At 53.3% G+C, this 18692-nt stretch carries 20 protein-coding genes; 8 read left to right on the plus strand and 12 right to left on the minus strand.

From position 1 onward, the window contains the following. Positions 1–162: 162 nt before the first annotated feature. On the minus strand, positions 163–1584 hold the full coding sequence (locus BW974_RS15010) for a YjiH family protein (RefSeq protein WP_076431078.1): 1422 nt from the start codon (positions 1582–1584) through the stop codon (positions 163–165). 501 nt (positions 1585–2085) lie between these two features. Here BW974_RS15010 and BW974_RS15020 point away from each other — a divergent pair. After that, positions 2086–3285 (plus strand): epoxide hydrolase family protein, encoded by a 1200-nt coding sequence (locus BW974_RS15020; RefSeq protein ID WP_076431080.1) that lies wholly within the window; start codon positions 2086–2088, stop codon positions 3283–3285. On the opposite strand, the gene BW974_RS25735 is transcribed toward BW974_RS15020, so the two are convergent. Continuing rightward, positions 3269–3481: a hypothetical protein gene (locus BW974_RS25735; protein WP_175609702.1), complete on the minus strand. Its 213-nt coding sequence runs from the start codon at positions 3479–3481 to the stop codon at positions 3269–3271. The genes BW974_RS15020 and BW974_RS25735 overlap by 17 nt on opposite strands. Positions 3482–3508: 27 nt before the next feature. Between BW974_RS25735 and BW974_RS15025 the strand changes: the two genes are divergently transcribed. Continuing rightward, positions 3509–3763 carry a hypothetical protein gene (locus BW974_RS15025; RefSeq protein WP_245800119.1) on the plus strand — a complete coding sequence of 85 codons (255 nt, stop codon included), beginning with the start codon at positions 3509–3511 and terminating at the stop codon, positions 3761–3763. A 298-nt stretch (positions 3764–4061) separates the two neighbouring features. On the opposite strand, the gene BW974_RS15030 is transcribed toward BW974_RS15025, so the two are convergent. Continuing rightward, complete coding sequence (locus tag BW974_RS15030) at positions 4062–5351, minus strand: S8 family peptidase (protein ID WP_076431081.1); 1290 nt, start codon at positions 5349–5351, stop codon at positions 4062–4064. Between the two features lie 157 nt (positions 5352–5508). On the opposite strand from BW974_RS15030, the gene BW974_RS27455 reads away from it, so the two are divergent. The 3 genes from BW974_RS27455 to nadE all read left to right on the plus strand — a co-directional run bounded on the left by BW974_RS27455 (position 5509) and on the right by nadE (position 8058). Next, positions 5509–5646, plus strand: coding sequence for a hypothetical protein (locus tag BW974_RS27455; RefSeq protein WP_281247700.1), 138 nt, complete (start codon positions 5509–5511; stop codon positions 5644–5646). A 14-nt stretch (positions 5647–5660) separates the two neighbouring features. Then, positions 5661–6071 carry a UbiA family prenyltransferase gene (locus BW974_RS27460; protein WP_076431082.1) on the plus strand — a complete coding sequence of 137 codons (411 nt, stop codon included), beginning with the start codon at positions 5661–5663 and terminating at the stop codon, positions 6069–6071. 226 nt (positions 6072–6297) lie between these two features. Next, positions 6298–8058 carry an NAD(+) synthase gene (gene nadE / locus BW974_RS15045; RefSeq protein WP_076431083.1) on the plus strand — a complete coding sequence of 587 codons (1761 nt, stop codon included), beginning with the start codon at positions 6298–6300 and terminating at the stop codon, positions 8056–8058. 134 nt (positions 8059–8192) lie between these two features. On the opposite strand, the gene BW974_RS15050 is transcribed toward nadE, so the two are convergent. The 5 genes from BW974_RS15050 to BW974_RS15075 all read right to left on the minus strand — a co-directional run bounded on the left by BW974_RS15050 (position 8193) and on the right by BW974_RS15075 (position 12232). Beyond that, entirely contained in the window at positions 8193–8465 is a 273-nt protein-coding gene (locus tag BW974_RS15050; RefSeq protein ID WP_076431084.1) for a DUF8156 family protein, read from the minus strand. Then, complete coding sequence (locus BW974_RS15055) at positions 8452–9126, minus strand: hypothetical protein (protein WP_076431085.1); 675 nt, start codon at positions 9124–9126, stop codon at positions 8452–8454. Before BW974_RS15055 ends, BW974_RS15050 begins: the two co-directional genes overlap by 14 nt. A 72-nt stretch (positions 9127–9198) precedes the next feature. Continuing rightward, positions 9199–10200, minus strand: a complete 1002-nt coding sequence (locus BW974_RS15060) for a Cdc6/Cdc18 family protein (RefSeq protein WP_076431086.1) — start codon at positions 10198–10200, stop codon at positions 9199–9201. Between the two features lie 723 nt (positions 10201–10923). Continuing rightward, a complete protein-coding gene (locus BW974_RS27180; RefSeq protein WP_076431088.1) occupies positions 10924–11331 on the minus strand; it encodes a Zn-ribbon domain-containing OB-fold protein in 408 nt (135 codons plus the stop codon). Then, positions 11321–12232: a thiolase family protein gene (locus tag BW974_RS15075; protein ID WP_217694339.1), complete on the minus strand. Its 912-nt coding sequence runs from the start codon at positions 12230–12232 to the stop codon at positions 11321–11323. Before BW974_RS15075 ends, BW974_RS27180 begins: the two co-directional genes overlap by 11 nt. 741 nt (positions 12233–12973) lie before the next feature. Here BW974_RS15075 and BW974_RS27005 point away from each other — a divergent pair. Then, the gene (locus tag BW974_RS27005; RefSeq protein WP_281247701.1) at positions 12974–13102 is read left to right on the plus strand and encodes a hypothetical protein; all 129 of its coding nucleotides are present in this window, start codon (positions 12974–12976) and stop codon (positions 13100–13102) included. Between the two features lie 30 nt (positions 13103–13132). On the opposite strand, the gene BW974_RS15080 is transcribed toward BW974_RS27005, so the two are convergent. Next, complete coding sequence (locus BW974_RS15080) at positions 13133–13783, minus strand: HAD family hydrolase (RefSeq protein ID WP_076431090.1); 651 nt, start codon at positions 13781–13783, stop codon at positions 13133–13135. A gap of 134 nt (positions 13784–13917) precedes the next feature. Further along, entirely contained in the window at positions 13918–14115 is a 198-nt protein-coding gene (locus BW974_RS25740; RefSeq protein ID WP_175609709.1) for a hypothetical protein, read from the minus strand. 763 nt (positions 14116–14878) lie between these two features. On the opposite strand from BW974_RS25740, the gene BW974_RS25745 reads away from it, so the two are divergent. Then, complete coding sequence (locus BW974_RS25745) at positions 14879–15139, plus strand: hypothetical protein (protein WP_076431091.1); 261 nt, start codon at positions 14879–14881, stop codon at positions 15137–15139. A gap of 78 nt (positions 15140–15217) precedes the next feature. Then, positions 15218–15544 carry a hypothetical protein gene (locus tag BW974_RS25750; RefSeq protein WP_175609710.1) on the plus strand — a complete coding sequence of 109 codons (327 nt, stop codon included), beginning with the start codon at positions 15218–15220 and terminating at the stop codon, positions 15542–15544. On the opposite strand, the gene BW974_RS15100 is transcribed toward BW974_RS25750, so the two are convergent. Together BW974_RS15100 and BW974_RS15105 are read right to left on the minus strand one after the other, a co-directional pair. Further along, positions 15506–16519, minus strand: coding sequence for an mRNA 3'-end processing factor (locus tag BW974_RS15100; RefSeq protein WP_076431093.1), 1014 nt, complete (start codon positions 16517–16519; stop codon positions 15506–15508). The genes BW974_RS25750 and BW974_RS15100 overlap by 39 nt on opposite strands. 58 nt (positions 16520–16577) lie before the next feature. Beyond that, positions 16578–18257, minus strand: coding sequence for an ATP-dependent DNA ligase (locus tag BW974_RS15105; protein WP_076431094.1), 1680 nt, complete (start codon positions 18255–18257; stop codon positions 16578–16580). Between the last annotated feature and the right edge of the window lie 435 nt (positions 18258–18692).

The following is an 18692-nucleotide window of genomic DNA, read 5'->3' on the forward strand; positions in this document are numbered from 1 at the left end:
GTCCTGTACGCCAGTAGAGTCCGACAGTGGAATCACTGTCAGCAATTCCAGAGGGGAAATATCGAGCAGCGAGTGATAGCCGCGACGATAATAACTACGACCACAGACAGAGATCCCAAACTCGCCTCCAAATAGAACCGTGAAAGCGATTAACGTCGTATATTAGAGCATCCCAAATGCGGCGAACAGATGCGTCATACCAGCAATGAGCGGAACAAGAATCATCGTTCGCATGACGAACAAAGTGACAAGATCTCGAAGTTGAATCGGAACGTCACTGAACATGTCCAGAATCATTGGACCAACGCTCGAGAAGAAAATCAACTGTGAAACAGCGAGCACAGCGACGAAGAACTTTGCTTTCGTCGCTGTTTCAGTTACGAGGAGTACCGGAACGTACATTTCAGTGATACCGACGATGGTAGCGGGCGCAACAGCCTCTGCGTTGGGAATTCCTAGCGCTGCAATGATTGGGACGAGTGGTTTGCCGAGAATATCGAAAACGGGAGTGTTTGCAGAGAGCAGTGTCGCGGCCAATCCAACGGCGAGGATGGTTCCGAGGATGAGTGCCGTGAGTTTTACACCGTCAATAAACCCACGTTTTGCGGCGTGTGCGAACGAATCACCATCTCTCGCTTTTGTAGTTGCTTCATTAATTGCGAGTCGAAGGTAGTCGCTGATCGATCCCGTAAATGGGAGTTCAGGATCCGGTTCTGCGATATATTCATCTGGCGTTGTTGCAATGGGGGGAAGGCGAACGAGAATGATAGCAGTGATGATGACACACAGGAAGTATGCACTAAAGATGAGTGGGAACAAATGGAGGAGTTCGAGTGTCGCAGCGACAATACCGACGAATCCAATCGAGACGGTTGAGAAACAAGTGGCGATCGTAAAGACATCGCGCTTATGATAGCCACCATTTTCGAAGACATTCCGAGTGACGTAGAGGCCAACGCTATAGGAGCCAACCCACGAGGCCAGGCTGTCGAGTGCTGCCCGACCAGGTACTTTGAACAGTGGCTTCATTATTGGTCGTGCGAGCGTTCCGACGAACTCGAGACCGCCGAGTGCAACGAAAATAGTAATGAAAACAGCACCAAGAGGAATGATCACTCCCACGCTATACACTAGTGATCCCCACATCAACCCACCGGTGCCAGGTGTATGGAGTATCTCTGGGCCAAGTTTGAAGAACATAATTGGTGCCAGAACGAGGCCAGCTAGTCGAAGTCCCCAAAAGACATTCGATGTCTCGAAGTACGAGAGATTATATCCCGCGAACGTACCATCACCAAGCATTGCGAACGTCGTTAGGACACCGCCAGCAACGATGATCGCCAGCGAATAGACACCAACGGCAGTTGGAAATGTCTCGGTGAGAAAACTAACAGCAATATCGAACGGTACCGTAATCTCTCCTTGATATGGAACTGGAAGGAGAAAGAATACGCCGCCGATAAGAAATGCGACCACGAACTTTACGACTGGTTGTATGGCGAAGTCTTCGAGATCGATATCGTCGATGCTTCTCTGCGAGTGTTCAGCATTGATGGTGTAAAGGGAGTTTTCTTCGGAAGACATTAGGTACCTATTCACACTGTTGTAGGTATTAAACTACCCTCCTAGAGGAGGTGTGTTTTTAACTTCTCGGTCTCCATGTTAGCGATTGGGTTGTCGAGGAAGGCGAACAGACGGAATCAGATGTTCAGTCAGAGAATGCGATTATGGACTTCAGTATCTGCAGATCGCTTCTCGCTCCAACTTACCAATCATGTCATAACCCAGTTGAAATTTATTCTTCAGCTACATCTATTGCTCTGCATGACGTATTTACTTTCGAGAGGGAGGGGGAAGCAGATGGCTAACAGGCAGATACTGGCATACCAAACCAATCAATTACATTGCCGATCCTCAGGAGCCATTCTTCTAGTCCGCAGTGGCATCAACCAGACCAAACATCGCCTCCCCTCAGGCGAAGAAAGGTACGGAGATATGGCAGTAGTTGGGAAAGCTGAGATTCGGCTGTAGCCGACATGGCTCACCCTTCTGCCGCCACATCCACCGATCTAAGGAGTGAGAATAATGTCAACTGCAATAGAAGTTAAACCCTTCAACATCGACGTTCCTGAAGAGGAACTTGACGACCTCCGCCGGCGCATCGCTGCCACGCGGTGGCCCGACGAGGAACCGGTCACGGATGAATCGCAAGGCGTCCAGCTCGAGACGATTCAAAAACTCGCACGCTATTGGGAGACAGAGTACGATTGGCGCAAATGCGAGGCGAAACTGAACGCCCTCCCACAATTCATGACCGAGATCGACGGGCTAAACATCCATTTCATCCACGTTCGTTCAGAACACGAAGAGGCATTGCCGCTCATCGCCACGCACGGATGGCCTGGCTCGGTCCTCGAGTTTATGGAGGTAATCGAGCCGCTTACCGATCCCACGGAACATGGCGGTAACGCATCGGACGCGTTCCATTTGGTGATTCCATCGATGCCGGGCTACGGGTTCTCAGACAAGCCGACCAAGACCGGCTGGGATCCCGGACGCATCGCGCATGCCTGGGTCGAGCTGATGAAGCGACTGGGATATACGGAGTTTGTAGCCCAAGGCGGCGATTGGGGAGCGGCTATCTGCGACGTGATGGCTATGCAGGAACCGCCGGAATTGCTTGGCATTCACTCTAATATGCCGTCTACCGTTCCACCCGACGTGTCAAAGGCGCTTGTGCGCGGCGATCCGGCACCATCAGAGCTCTCGGACGATGAACGTCGGGCGTACGAGCGGCTGAACGAGTTCTTTACGAAGGACATAGGCTATGCAATCGAAATGGGGACGCGTCCACAGACGCTATACGGATTGTCGGACTCTCCCGTCGATCTGGCAGCGTGGATGCTTGACCACGACATCCGGAGCTACAAACGAATCGCAGGCCTCTTCGACGGCCAATCGTTTGGTGCCATCACACGAGACGACATTCTCGACAATATCACGCTCTACTGGCTGACGAACACGGGAGTTTCTTCGGCTCGTCTCTACTGGAATACGCTTTACGAAGGAGAAGGCCGCTTCTATGATGCTGTCGACGTCTCCATCCCGGCTGCCGTGAGCATCTTCCCTGACGAGATTCATCCAGCCCCGCGGAGTTGGACAGAGCAGGCGTATCACGACCTCATCTATTACAACGAACTCGACGAAGGTGGGCACTTTGCGGCCTGGGAAGTGCCAGAACTGTTCATGTCCGAAGTTCAAGCAGCATTCAGACCACTCCGCTAATTAGAGGGAACGGCGGGCACACCATGTGCCCGTGTCTTCTGTCAGACACGACACCATCAATGTCACGAGCGAGTAATTTTACAGAGCTTCGAACCAGGTCCAGCGCTCGGAACAGAATCCTGAGCTCGTCAACATCCGTGAGAAGCGAGCCGAAAGCCAGTAAGTCGAGGACAAGCACCTCGATGTCCTCGAGCATGCGAAGAACGTTGCCAAAACGAACGATATGATGGTTGCACGGTCGGGCCATCGGGAGGTTGCGACTCACTATGGCTGTGCGTACACGAACGACGGCTATCGGGTGATGGAGGAAATGGCTGAACGCGTGCGCGGTGTGACCTACAAGGAATCACGGACGTTGTGTGTTGACGACGCAATGGGCGTCGGCGGACATCACATTGAGATCACGTTCGCGCATCCCGACCTAGCCGGGTGGATGCGCGCCCACGAAGCCAACGCGGAACGAAACGGAGGGCGCTGATTAGAGCGCCGTAATCACGGGGGTTCGACGAACCCCCATCTTGGCGGCACCACCACACGAGAGTCACACCGCCTTGGCGGTGAACCATGGTGGGAGTAATCGGTTGGGTACGGTGGAGTGCGTCTATTTCTGCGAAACGGAGGAGGGCACTCTCGTGGTCCCCCTCTATTACGACATTGTAATCTGTATATGTCCTCTGAAGGATGCGTCTGGAAACTCGTTTTAGCGGAGCGTGCGATCTTCCACTCTCGAGTTTGACTCTGAGAGATGTAGTATGCTTTGCCTGTGGAATCCCGTCCTACTTCAGAAGAGATTCAACTGTATGCAAGGCGTTGATTCGGCCAGCACCGAGTTCGGGATCACTTCGGCCGTTACTTACCTCGGCATTCTGTTTGATGACTCCCTCAACTTGGTTCGACTTCAAGGAGGGCGACAGTTCGCAGACGAGACCAACTAATCCCGCAACCTGTGGCGACGCCATCGAAGTGCCGACATAGTAGTCATATGAATTGTCCGGTACCGTCGACAGGATACGGTTCGTTGGATTCGGCCACTCTGTATCGTTCGCGAGTGTCTTTTCGAGAGTCTCATACCCTCCACCCGGTGCCCCGACATCAATATCGCCGAGACCGTAGTTTGAATAAAATGCGAGTTCATCATTCGGAGCTGTTGCACTTACACCGAGCGTACTCTCGAGACTCGTCCACATGTCGCGGTAGCCGCCATGTTGAAGATCAGTCTCTTCGTTACCGGCAGAAACGACGACCGTTGTTCCGCGACGGCGGGCACTTTTAACCACTCGGTCACAGATAACGCGTCGGACGCCCTGGGATGTCTGATTTTCCCGTGGTGGGCGTGGATCCCAGCCGAGACTCATGTTAACGGCGTCAGCGCCGATTTGCGCGGCATAATCAATTGCCAGTAAACAGTCACTGATGCGTTCGATGAGTGGCCCTTCCTTTGGGAAGACACGAAGTGGAACGAGTTCGGCATCGGGAGCCATTCCAACCACACCTTGTGCACCGGTTGCCGCAGTAATACCAGCAACGTGTGTTCCGTGTGGGTGGACTGGACTACTATCAGAACCGAACTCACCATTGATGACCGACCGTCCCAGATTCGTGTTTACGTTGGCCGCAAGATCGGGGTGTGTATGATCGACTCCCGTATCGACGATAGCGATACGTGTTCCCTTTCCAGTTGCGATGTTGTGTGCGGCAAACGCATCTGTAATCTGCTTATCCCACTGGAGATCAGTGTATTTCGCGTCGATTGATGGCTCTACTGAATCGACAGATGGTGTCCCTATTTCGTATACGAGGTCTGGTGTGACTTCATGGACACCGGGAACATCTTGAATACCAGAGGTAGCATTTGCTGGCCCACGGACGATAAGAAGGTTCGCAGCGGGAATTTCGTTCTGAACTATATAGCCCGCTTGTTCGAGTTTCTGAGCGACCTTGTCACTTCCAGTTATCACGAGATACGTTTCTTCTTCGGCTGCGTTTCCTAGTGTGGTTGCTGCGAGGCCGATCGTCGTTGCCGCGATTCCTTTAAGAAACGTGCGACGTTCTGATTTTAGATTCATTGCTGCAAACTATAAAATACACAATTATTAATAAATATTACGTCGAATAGACAAATTTTATTCCTATCTGAACAGACAAGGCAGAAAACACACCATTATATATACTGAAGCAGTTGGGATAGCGTTCGCAACGGCGATTCTAACGACGGGTGCAGGAATGACGATCAACGACTACTTCAACCGAGATATTGGCCAAGTCAACAATCCAGAGCGACTGATTCCACGCGGAGCAGTCACTCCCCGGACAGTACTCGCGTTTATGCTCCCGATGGTGGAGCGGCCATTGCAGTTCTAAATTTCATTGCACTCGTGACGCATACGGAGTTCTTCAAAGGATTTCCCGGTGTTGGCACCCTCCTCGTGTCGTACCTTGGCGGGAGTACGTTCCTATTTGGTGCTGCTGCGGTTGGTCGGGTAAGCACGCCAGTAATCGTGCTGTTTCTTTTGGCAGCACTCTCAACGTTTGCTCGAGAGATTATCAAGGACGTCGAAAGCGATCGCGAAGAAGGCCTGAATACACTCCCCATCACAATCGGAGAGCAACCAGCGCTTGCGATGGCAATAGCGGTGCTGCTCGTTACTGTGGTCGCAAGTCCCGTTACATACGTGTTCGGCACGTTTGGTGTCGCGTATCTCGTTGTAGTGACACCCGCAATTCTCGTAACACTCTACGCTGGATATTTGAGCGATACCGATCCAACGGTGGGCAATCACTTCTGAAATACGGAATGTATGTCTCTGCAGCGGCGTTCGTTATTGGTCGTGTCACACTTCTACTATGAATGTCCGTAAATTAGTCGAAGTCAGATCTAATTTCCTGAAAGCAGATTTTACTGAAATCTCCTGGAACCGTCAGTCATCAGTGACAGTGCCGTATCGAGGGCGTGAATTCAGCAGTACCCTTACCAAACGAAGAAGTGAACACTCTACCCGACGAAACGACGCTATGGAGATCACGGCGACGCTGGCACAGATCAATCCGACCACCGCAGACATCGAGGGAAACACAGAACAGATCCTCGATGAACTTGAACGAGCCACGGCTGACGGCGCCGACATCGTCGTATTTCCGGAGATGGCGATCACCGGTTACTGTATCCTGGACCTCGTCGAGGACGATGCGCTCATTAACGAGAACCAAATCGCTCTCGACCGAATCCGTGAACGAACTGGCGAGACGGTCGTCGTGGTCGGCTTCGTCGACGAGGACAACGAGGGAAAGTACAACGCCGCCGCCGTCCTGCAGGACGGGAGCATCAAAGGAGTGGTACACAAGGTTCTGCTTCCCAACTACCGCTATTTCGACGACGAGCGGTATTTTGAACCAGGCGAGGAGGTCGCGCCAATCGACGTCGAGATCGGTGGACGCACGGTCAGTCTCGGAGTCTCGGTGTGCGAAGATCTCTGGGACGAGGGCTACGACCGCAAGCCGATCGCCGAACTGGCCCGTGAGGGAGCCGACGTAATCGTTAACATCAACGCGTCTCCGTTCGCCACCGGGAAGCGTCAGGAACGCCACGAACTCATCCAGCGACACATCAACGCCACAGGACTTCCCGTACTCTATCTGAACACGGTCGGGGTTGCAGACGTAGGGAAGAACGTCCTCATATTCGACGGCGACAGCCTGGCCTACGCAGCCGACGGAACGTTCCTGGCGAGAGGCGAACAGTTCGAAGAAGATCGAGTAACGGTTACAGTCGGTGGGTCCAAGCCGACACTGGACGTCCCTCACCCTCGTTCAAGCCCCGTGAGGGAATGCCGAGAGCAGGAATTGTACGAGGCCCTTGTCACGGGGCTTCGCGATTACGTCCGAAAGACCGGCTTCGAAAAGGTGATCGAACCGGTCTCGGGTGGCATCGATTCGGCGCTCGGGTTGGCGATCTGTGTCGACGCGCTTGGACCGGAGAACGTGATCGCGTTCAATCTGCCATCAACGGTCAACACCCAGACCACGAAGGACCTCGCCGAAGAACTCGCGGACAATTTCGGTGTCGAGTATCAGGTTCTGCCAATCCAGTCAATATATGACGAGATCGTCCGGGTGTACGAAACGCACGTCGAGAGCGTCGAGAGCGCGACCGCGAAGGAGAACGTATACGCGCGGGTCAGAGGGCTCCTCATGATGCTCGTGTCGAACGACTCTTCAGAGGACGCTCCCGCGATGTTGATCTCGAACGGAAACGAGACTGAGATGGCGCTGGGCTACGTCACCCTGTATGGAGACATGTCGGGAGGTCTTAATCTTCTCGGTGACCTGTCGAAAATGGACATCTACGCCGTCGCCAAATACGTCAACGAACGTCACGGAAGGAAGCTGATTCCGTCGGAAACGTTCGAGATTCGGCCATCGGCGGAGCTCAGTTCGAGTCAAGTCGATCCGTTCGACTATCCGACTGTAGCACCGATTGTCGGAGATTTACTCGAACGAAGATGGAGTCCATCCGATCTCGTCGAACGATTTACGGCTGGAGAACTGGATGTTGAACGGTACGGAGAGGACAACCATGGCCGAACAGTCTACGAACGGTACGATGCCCAAGCGTTCGAGACGGTCGTGTACGACACCTACCGGAGGCTGACGAAATCGACGTTCAAGCGCGTCCAGGCTTCCCCCGTCGTCGCGGTCAGTCGGCGAGCATTCGGGACAGACTTCCGCGAACCGATCATCAACAAGTGGGAAGGTAAGCCCACTGACTGGTCGTAGTCGAAGGTCCACCATGTGTGGAGACGGAGATGGTCGGCGTGTACGACACGTCTACTGTGTATTCAGCCCCTACCTCGGTCAGCGACCATCTCAGTACCTCGCCATCGAGATAGTCGAACTTGTACGCCATTGTGTCATCCCTCTGTATTCAGGTCGTCCTCCAAGTGGTCGAGGCGGTCTTCGAGGTCGTCGATGTGCTTCTGCTGTTCGAGCAAGATTGAGACGAGCACCGGAATCTCGACGAACTGGTGGTTCTGCAACCCGCTTGCGTCGGCGTGCGCTCGTGCATCCTCAAAGAGACGGTCGAACACCTCCTGCTCGGCATGTCGAAGCGCACGGCGATAGTCTTCCCACCGCGATTCCATGGCGCGGAGCGCGTCCCGATAGGTCGGATTAGTACGACCCATGCACACTCACCTCCGTTGGGGAATCTGCGCCAGCAACCGCTGGATGGCGCGTCGTAAGCACGCGCTTCCAGAACGCGAGCGTTGTCTGCATCATGCCGTTGTCGAGCGGATACACCAGCGTCTCGTACTCGTCACCTGTGAAACGTGGCCCGTACGGTGTCTGTTTACAGCGAATAACGTCGTCTGCACGCTCTCTGATCGGAGCGGTCAATTCATCGTCTGTATGCTGGGTCACGAGTACAGGAATATCGTACGTCTCCGCAATCTCGCTGACGAGATCAACAGCCGCCGTGAGCATCCGCTCACCGTTGCCCCGCGGGAGGTCTTCCGACCGGTAGAACCAGTCGAACGCCGGAAGAACGGCAACAGCAGTCTCCTCTGTGATTTCAGGTGCGAGATCCTGGCAGAGACTCTGGTGTTGCCACGGAGTGAACGCACGCGCGATTCGGATGCGGTCGAGAGCGCGCATTGACGGTGCAATCCGAGAAAGTTGTTCTGTCGTCCCGTGGCCGTTGGCGTCCATCCAAATAGCCGAGCCACCTTCGAGAAGTATCTGATCGAGCACGAGCGATTGTAACGCCCCGGTCGCTCGCTCGTCTGTTTCGAGCAGGGTGATTCCACTATCGATAGTTGGGAGTTCTGGTTGAGCGTGGCGCATCATCACGAGTTACTATATCTTTGGGACAGCACATAGGCAAGACAGGGTCGTTTCCAATCCTTCCGAAAGCAACGATTAGCGAAGTCGGTAGGTACGGGCGCGATTCTTGCCTTCGGCGATAACCAACCGATAGTGTTCCATTTTCTGCAGATGGTTTCTGACAGTTCGATTGGTCTTCGGGTCGTCAACACGCTCCTGATACAGCTCGTAGAGCTCTCCCGGGTTGAGTTCGCCCTCTTCGTCTAAAATCTCGTAGAGGGCACGTTGATGAGCGTTGAGTTGATCGATGGTTTTCTGGCGCACTTCGTGGCGACCATCGGGGACTGCTTTCCGCACAATGTTGGTCGTGATTTGATCCGTACTTGTTTGGTCGGCCCGACGTGCAGCATTTCTGAGAATGCCGATAGCGACCCGTGCATCCCCCACTGCGGCGTCGGCGATCAGGGCTAGTTGTTCGTTTCCAATAGCGTGTTCCGAAAGTCCCCACCGAGCACGCGCTTCGAGGATCGCGACGAGTTCCTCGAGATGATACTTTTCGAACGGAATTCTCACACAGGTCTGCAACCGACTGGTCAACCGCCCATCGAGCTGGCTGAACAGTTCTTCTTCGCGATTGGCGATAAGAATCATCGAGATGTTGCGCGTCCGATAGAGGTCGTAGAGAACGCTCTTGTCTTCAAGTTGGTCGACTTCGTCGAGGATGACGACGAACTGCGGGCCGTCGTATCCCTGGAGGCGGTCGAGCAATTCGTCTTTCGGCGTGGAACGGCGATGAATGTCGACCGTCTTGTCGATACCCTCCAGAATGCGATAGAGGACTTGAAATCGGGTGTGATCCTGCCAGCAGTTGACGTACTGGGTGTTGATATCGAGGACGTTCTCGCGCAACCGTTCGACTGTGTAGTTGGCAATACAGGTTTTCCCCACGCCAGATGGCCCAAGCAAGAGTGAGGTTTCTCCGGTCTGCCCGTCCATGATAGGTTTGAGCGTGTTTGAGAGCGCGTTGACCTCCGGGTTGCGATGCTCAACTTCGTCGGGGATGAACTGGGGTTGCAGGACGCGAGCATCGTGAATCATGCTCGTGTCTATTCTGGCCGACATAATAAACGGAAGTGGGCCATTTCCGATTCTTCCGATACGGATGGTCAGCAGTCTAGTGCACCGTTTGTTCAGAACTCTATACAGAACGCTCTTCACAGCCAGCAACCACCTTGGAACTGATTTTCAAGCCATTCGGTCTCCCTGGTTAAGCCGAGCTATCGATAACCAATTGCTTGCGCACAGGTATTCTACAGATAATTAAGACAAGTGCCTCGGAGTCAATTCCCGAGACAATTCGCAAAATGTGGCGTACGGAGTTAGTATTCACAAATTAACACAACTAGTGAACACAACTGTGTTCATTCAACGCATTCCGACATAACGACCGTCGTTTGTTAGTATTCAATACCAACGAGCGATTGCCGAGGAGACGAATCCTGTCTTGCCCGCTATGACGACGAAATGCTCGTCTGTCACCAATCGCAAGCCCAAGAACTTGCAAGCAAGACGTGGAGTGAACGTGATGAGGCTGGTCGCTACTCACTCTGGTCGAAAGAAAGTGATGCGATCCGAACCTACCTCGATGCCTCAGAGCTCGCCGAGTGGATTCGGCTGAAAGAGTCCGGCGTAAGCAAAAAATACTCGTAGGAACTCGCTCGGCGGACAGTTGAGCCCATGCACGAACTCTCGAAAAGACGTTACTGCGATCGCGGATTCAGGCCCATTGATCTACCTTGCAGAAATTGATTGCTGAGTTGCCTACTTCGGTAGTAGTTTGAAGGTGAGACGAACATTGTCCGAGGAGAGTCTCGACGTATCAAGACGGACCCGGCGTCCAACCGCAATTGCTTCAGAATCACACGCGACACGTCCCATAAGTCGTGGACCCTCGTCTAACGTGATGATAGCCGACACGAGCGGAGCGTCTGATGCGAATCGTTGCGTTGGACGGTGAATACTGGTATAACCGTACACCGTTCCAGTGCCTGCAATTGACTCGAACTCCCATTCGTCGGAGTAACAATCTGGACAGTATCGGCGTGGAGGATGATAGACGTGGTCACATGCCTGACAGTGGGCAATACAGACATCACCGTTAGCCACGCGCTGCCAGTATTGGTGTTCGTATTCGGTCGTCGGTGTCGGAATCGGCTTGTTAGTCGGCATGACACTCACCTCGTTCGAGGATCGCCACTGCTTGCGTTGAGAAGATTCCTCCGTTCCCGTGGACGAGCGCTGTCGATGCGTCTTCGACTTGCGTCGCTTCGGCTCGTCCTTGTAGCTGACGAATGGCTTCGGTAATATGAAAAATCCCACAGGGCATTCCTGGGTGTGCTTGGGCGAGCGCCCCGCCGTGAGTGTTGAGTGGCCACTTTCCAGTTAATCGAAGAGCACCACTGTCAACGAGGTCGCCACCGTTCCCGCGTTCACAGAAGCCAAGATCTTCGAGGATTCGAAGGACGGTAATCGTAAAGCAATCGTATATTTGAAGAACGTCGATATCAGCATGATCGACCGTTGCTTCGGCCATTGCTCGCTGTCCTGCTTCTATCGCTCCCGTCTCATTGAACGATGGCATCTGAGAGATGTGGTCGTGGGTATGTCGTGCGCCGAACCCAGTCAGACGGACTGGTACTTGATCAAGCTCGGCTGCGTTTTCTTCGGTGGTCACGATGAATGCCGCTCCGCCATCGGAAATTAGAGCGCACTGATCTGCAGTCAAGGGAGTTGCAACCATCGGAGCGTCGAGAATTTCGTCTGCTGATTTCGCTTTCTGTCGATGGGCACGTTCCGCCCGCTGCAGCGACGCGTGCTCGTGAGCGATGGCTGCGATTTCGGCGAGTTGTTTCCGTGTCGTTCCAAACGTATCGAGGTGCCAGTTTGCAACATGGGCATAGAGCGAGGGGACGATGTTTGCGGGTTCCTCGAACTCGCTGACACTGTCGGATAGTTCTTCGATAACTGTTCGTGGTCCGATATCAGAATGGAGAGCGTCTGCGGCGACGACGAGGATCGTCTCGGCCTGTCCATTTTCAATCGCACTAGCCGCTCGGTGAATCGAGCTCACGTGGGATGCACCACCGACGCCGGTGAGTTCTGCAAAATTGAGTGGAGCGATTCCAAGATATTCGATCAGCCGAGGGAGTGGAAACCGCTCCGTTCGAAAGGGTGCAGTCGCGATAAGTCCGTCAATATCGTCTGGTTCGAGGTCGACGTCACACAAGGCTTCGCGTGTCGCCCACATGTTCAGCTCTTCGTATCTGCAGTTGAGTGACTCTCCGACGCTCGTTTCACCATACCCGATTAGCACTGGCTTCATTGGTCTCAATTGCATACGATACCGATCTCCAAGAAGGTTAGAGGAAATCATTGGTGCTAGAACGTGTTGGAAAACACTCATCATCGGTGCTACCACACGAGATTCACACCGCCTTGGCGGTGACACATGGTGGGAGTAATCGGTTGGGTACGGTGGAGTGCGTCTATTTCTGCGAAACGGAGGGGGGTCGCGTTTGCAATCTCCCTCTATTACAACGTTCTAACCGACGACTCCCACTAGCTCGAGGACGGCATGAGTGAGAACGTGCCGACATGGTCCGAGCCGACGAGTCAGCATCTGGATATCGTCCTCGTCATCTGTTAGGACAGGCGTGACAAATAGGAAAGATCTACTTGTCGGACAGACATCGACTTGATGAGCTAGAACGGTCTTTACTAGACTCAACGATTTAGGTGCTAATGACGAGCGAGACAAACGCGAACGGGGAAGGGGAAACTTGTCGTGGGAACATTCTTCACACTCGATGGAATGATGCAGGCACCAGGAGGTTCGGACGAGGACCGTGACGGTGGCTTCGACCATGGTGGGTGGTCAGTCAACTACTGGAATGAAAAGATGGGCAAGGTCATGGTGGCGGTCACAGCAGGTGTGACTTAGCAAAGAGACGGGGGGAGCGCCTGCGTTCAGCTAAGAAAGTAATTCGAGGATGGTTCGCTGAAGCTCGCCTGGAGAATTGGCAACAAAGTCAGTGTGGTCGGTAGGCTGCACAGTAGCCCCCTGACAAAATCGGATCACAGTGCTGCCTGCTTGGGCTGCTGCTCGGACACCGTTGACAGAGTCTTCAATAACAAGGCACGAGGAAGGTGAGACATCGAGTTCGGCAGCAGCATGCTCGTAAATAAAGGGTTCTGGCTTGCCTGGTAGATCGATATGTTCTGCACTCACCATCACGTCGATTGGTGTCAAATCAAACCGCTTAATGACCCTTTCAATCCAATCCGCTGGTGCTGAGGATACAATTCCAACGTTGATCCCGCGATCACAAAGTCTCTCAAAGAAGTCCGGTATTCCAGGTGTAATCGATACTTGCTCGCCATATACCGTCTCTGCAGCCACTTCGAACTGTCGTGCATACCGCTCGGGTCCACCCGGAAGACCATACGTCGCTGCAAGATCTTTGAGACTCTCACGGAAATTGCGGCCATTCACGTCCTCCAGACCTGGCTCACCATTTTCTGCATGTGCAAAAACTTGGTCACGCCAGAACTGCTGCCAAAATGATTCCGAATCAACGAGGACGCCATCCATATCAAACAGGACGGTCTGAAACCGGGGCATGCTCTAGACCTTCGAGTCACACAATAAGCCGATTGTGGCTTCATGAATAATAGACAGAAAGACTGTATAATCGTTTTTACATAGGATTTCGAAATCGAAGAGAGTGTTAACGACTCATTCGATGCTCGGAAGCCTCAAATGCAGGGCGGCAACTCTTCGAGACGGTCCAACGCTCGGAACAGAATACCGAACACGTCACCGTCCGCGAAAAACGAGCTGAAAATCAGCACGTCGAGGACACGTACCTCGATGTCCTCGAGCACGCCAAGAATGTCACCAAGACAAATGACGCGATGGTCACACGACTCGGCTATCGGGAGGTCGCAACGCACTATGGCTGTGCGTACACGAACGACGGGTATCGAGTGATGGAAGAAATGGCCGAGCGAGTACCCGGCCAGGAACGAAGCCCGACGACATTGCTGTTTTCAAGCTATAGATCACAGGTTCCACCAAACCGACCAACCAGAGTGCTACGTTCTATACTCTCCTGTTATGGGCCTGGACCCGGTGAGCACGTCCTGTATGTCACCACGCTATCGAACGACCTGTATTACCTGCAGTACAGCTATTACAACGAGTATGAGCACACCGAGACAAAGTTAGACCACTACGGACGTACCCTCCTCTGGGACGTACACCAGGTTGCGCATGTACGCCACTGCCGAGTGCATTAGCAACCCGACGCGAGATGAGCAGGAGTAAGTACCGACCAGGACTCAATCGTTCCCAAGCCGTTGAATCCTCGCGACGCCGATGCACTCGTTCAACGTCTCTCGCCGGGTGATCGCGTCGCATCACGACCACAGAGTTGCCCCGAACCATTCTCACGGTTAAAGAGGCAAACTCGCCGACACGCTGCGGCCCGCAACTCGTATTGACGGCCCCACCGATCACCACGATGGCACAGGACGAGATTCAGCAAGCCACATACCACTGCACCAGTCAGCCCGATTCTGCCATGATTATTCTCAAATACACTCACACCGCTGGTGACACGACTACCCGTTGTATCGGCACGCTCACTACCATCGCTCGCTTGCCGCGTCTTTCCACACCAGTAGATGACACTGGCCACAGTGGAGGTGCGTGCGGATGAATGACATTACCACGTCTGGAGCTTCCAGTATCGAGAATGTCTCGGTCAGCAACCTCGCTAAGCACGTTCAGTCACTCGCTGACCGCATTACCGAACTCGAGCAGGAAGTTACCGAGAAAGAGAACCGAATCAACGAACTTGAGGAGCAGGTTACAAAGCAAGCCCCTATCGAATGGCGTGGAGAAGAAAAGAAAGCGGAGAATATCTGGGTCGGTCCATATCCACCCGGCAAAGCCGTTGAACGACACGGCGAATGACTGGACGACCAAGACCAACGCATCGACGACCACGACCTCGACACTAACCCAAATACAGTGCGCCGTGTCATGGAGTTCGTGGCACGGGGAACGAGTCAGAGTGAGACGCCTAACCCAGAGGGCAACAACAATCTTGTCACGCTGAAGCACTGTAACGAGAAAAATGTCCTTGTGGCCGATGAAGACGAATGGGAGTCGTTCTTTGCAGCACAGGTGGAGCAAGTCAACACGGAAAACGAGGACGCGGATACCAAGAACCAGAGAGGCGATGACGACAGTTTTGAAGAGAGTAACAGTTCGTCTACTATGACGAGGAACCCGAAGATGAATAGTGCGCTGGATATCCAGCGAAAATATCCGAATTCATCAGAACTGATCAAGCGACGACTGATTCTTCTTGAGTGAACGTGCCACAATGTCGAATTCACTTTCGAGATGCGTCGCAAATTCGTCGGCGAATCCATGCTGCGTATATACTCGATCCGGATGTAGCGTGTCGACTGTCGCAATGAGTTCCGAAAAATCACAGTGATCGGAGAGAACGAACGTTTCGTGGTACTCCCCACGATACTTGAACGCGTCCTCGATAGCCCAGCCGGAGAACCCCGCCTTCACTGCACCCGTGTTTTCGACGATGTGGTCGACGAACGAGAGCTTGTTCGTTTGCGCAGGGAGAACTAATACGTCACCAGCACCCAGCGTTGTGTCACGATCGTAATGCTCGGCATCAAATGCCACATCGTGAGACTCCTCGATAATAGCATTCAGTTTTCGAATGGCGTCCGTTACGAACAGTCGTTCGCGATCGGAGCGAGAAACAAGCAATTCGAGTTCCTGAGCGCGTCCAAGCGTATACCCGAAAAGAATGACTGGCGTATCGTATGATTCATTCAGCCAATCGACGATCCGGCGTTCCAGTACCGCCTGATCAGCAAAGACATAATCGGGTTTTCCGTAGGTAGTCTCGGTGATGAGTACGTCGATATCATACGTAGTGGCGACGGCTTCGGCATCAAATCCGTCGAGCGTAAATCGATTTCGAGTGGAGAAGTCACCAGTATGGAGATAGGTTGTTCCATTCGGGTCTTCGATAATCGTTGCGCGTGAGCCAGGGACGTGCCCCGCCGGTACTTGTGTAACTGCTGGATGTGTGGTACGTGAAACCAGTCCCTCATCTTCTCGTCGGGCACTAGCGAGACGTGCCGTTAGGTTCGAACAGATCACATCAGTCGGCGCTTGTGTATAGAGATGGTCGCCGTGGGCGTGACTCAGCACGACGATATCACCGGCTGGTTTCGTCGCATCGATGACAACCGTCTCACCGGTCGTGAGTTCAATTTGGATCCCATCGCGGAGGCTGACCGCATTCGCGTTAGTCATCGAGCTGTACCTCTGTCTCTGTCTGTAGAATACATATTATCATGGCATCGATTCATATTCATTTTGACCACTGTTCCTCGTAGAGGCGTTTTACACGGTCGAATTGGTCGGCGTCTTCGGGTCCGAGGTCGTCGCGAAAGCCTCCGAATCGGGGAAATCGGAGTGCGTACCCGGAATCGTATTTGGTCGATTGCTGAATCTCTTCGTACTCAACCTCGATGACCACTTCCGGGCGAAGGTGTGCTGTTCGACCATCGACCGACTGAATCAGCGGTTCGAGTTTTGCCGTTATTTCACGAAGCTCAGCATCAGTCAATCCCGAGAACATCCGTCCGACTTCACGTAATTCCTCTCGCTCGGCGTCCCAACAGGCAAGCCGCAACCGACCCAGCCAGTCACTCTTCCGACCCTCGCTCCATTTTGCTTGGACTACGACGAGATCCAGCGGCTCCATCATCGGTTTTACTTTCAGCATGTATCCGACGCGTGACCCCGGTTGATAGGCTGCATTTAAGTTCTTCACCATGAGGCCTTCCTGACCAGCCGCTAGTGCATCACGATAAAACGATGATGCCTCCTCCAGAGATGGTAGCCGACGATTTGTCGCTCGTTGAATCGTCTCCCCGCCTTGGTCGATGAGCGTTTCGAGGCGATCGAGTCGGTTTGACAGGGGCGTGTTCAGAAGTGATTCGTCAGTATGATAGAGCAGGTCGAAGACGTGAACGGTCACCGGATACTCAGCAACCATTGCATTGATATTGGTTTTCCGCTTGATCCGCTTTGAGAATTCTTGGAAGGGAATTGGCCTGCCAGTATCAGGATCGTACCCGACCACTTCAGCTTCGATGATGGCGTTATCGGCGGCAACCGCTTCATGTACAGCTGTAACGATATCCGGGAACTGGGCTGTGACGTCCTCGAGTCGGCGGGTGAATATACGTACTTCGTCGCCACGGATGTGGATTGTAACTCGCATCCCATCGTACTTGTACTCGACGAGCGGTTGGTCGGTCGCTTCGAGCGCGTCTGCAACGCTTTCTGCCTTCTGTGCGAGCATTGCCTTTACCGGACGGAATAACTGGACTTCGAGATTATCGAGTCCGGCACGTCCTTCTGTACGAGCCGTTTCACTGACGATGCGAAAGTCATTCGTAACTTCGTAGGCTTGCTCGACTGCCTGGACTGCTTCGTCTGATCCATCCAAGAATGACATGGCAATAGCGTCTCGAATCGTTCCTTCACCGACGCCTAACCGCATAGCACCAACGATGGTACGAACGAGATATCGTGCTTCGTTAGGATCGGCGTTCGCGAGCAGTTCGGCGATATCATCGATGCGTCGTTGTTGGCTCCCTGATCCCTCATAGTCGGCGAGATCTCGAAGTGTATTGTAGACGTGGCCGACCTCGAGTGTCTTAGAAACGAGCGTGGTCTGGAGTCGGCTTTCGATAGCGTGTGCGGCCGCATCTCCGAGGTCACCCGTTTCACGCCACCACGATTCGAGTTGCGCCTCATCGACGCCAGTCGCGTTTTCAATGGCTTGTGCAGTCAGCGAGGATGAGACGCCGAGATCGTCGGGCTCCCAAGAAGCAAACAGACGACCACGCACGAGTTGAGAAAGTTCCGGCAGTAATTCGTCTGCATTCTCGAAGCACTCCGCTACGATTTCGGTCTTTTCGATTGTAGAGGATGTTTCATCGAGCCGGTTGTACACCTCGACGAGACGTCCATATTCCATCACTGAAATGTAGAGTTAGAACTGGGAAAAAGGCGTGGCTTGCGGTCTCAATTCACTATTTTCCCGCCGATGATCGAGGACGAGGCGCTCTCCCTTCAGAAGAGTCGACGCCCCGCAGAGTACCTCGGTGATGCATCACCGTTCGATATATACTGCTTCGTGACTTCACCACCGCGTTTATAGGACGAGTCTATAAACGTGAATGCGAATGACAGCACTAAAATCAGGAGAGCTAGTTGGTTGATAGCCAAAGCAATACTAATTCGTGTGGTCGATTGGAAGTAGATGCTCTCTTATCTTGAACAGGAAGTTCTTGCGAAGCGGTACTGAGTACCTTCAGTCGGTGAATGCCCTCACTAATGAATTGAGTACGAGCAATGAAAGTAAACAGCAGTGCTAAAACCACTGTTCAAACACTCACTCAACAAGAAGTGG

This window comes from Haladaptatus litoreus, assembly GCF_900156425.1.
GTDB classification, from domain to species: domain Archaea; phylum Halobacteriota; class Halobacteria; order Halobacteriales; family Haladaptataceae; genus Haladaptatus; species Haladaptatus litoreus.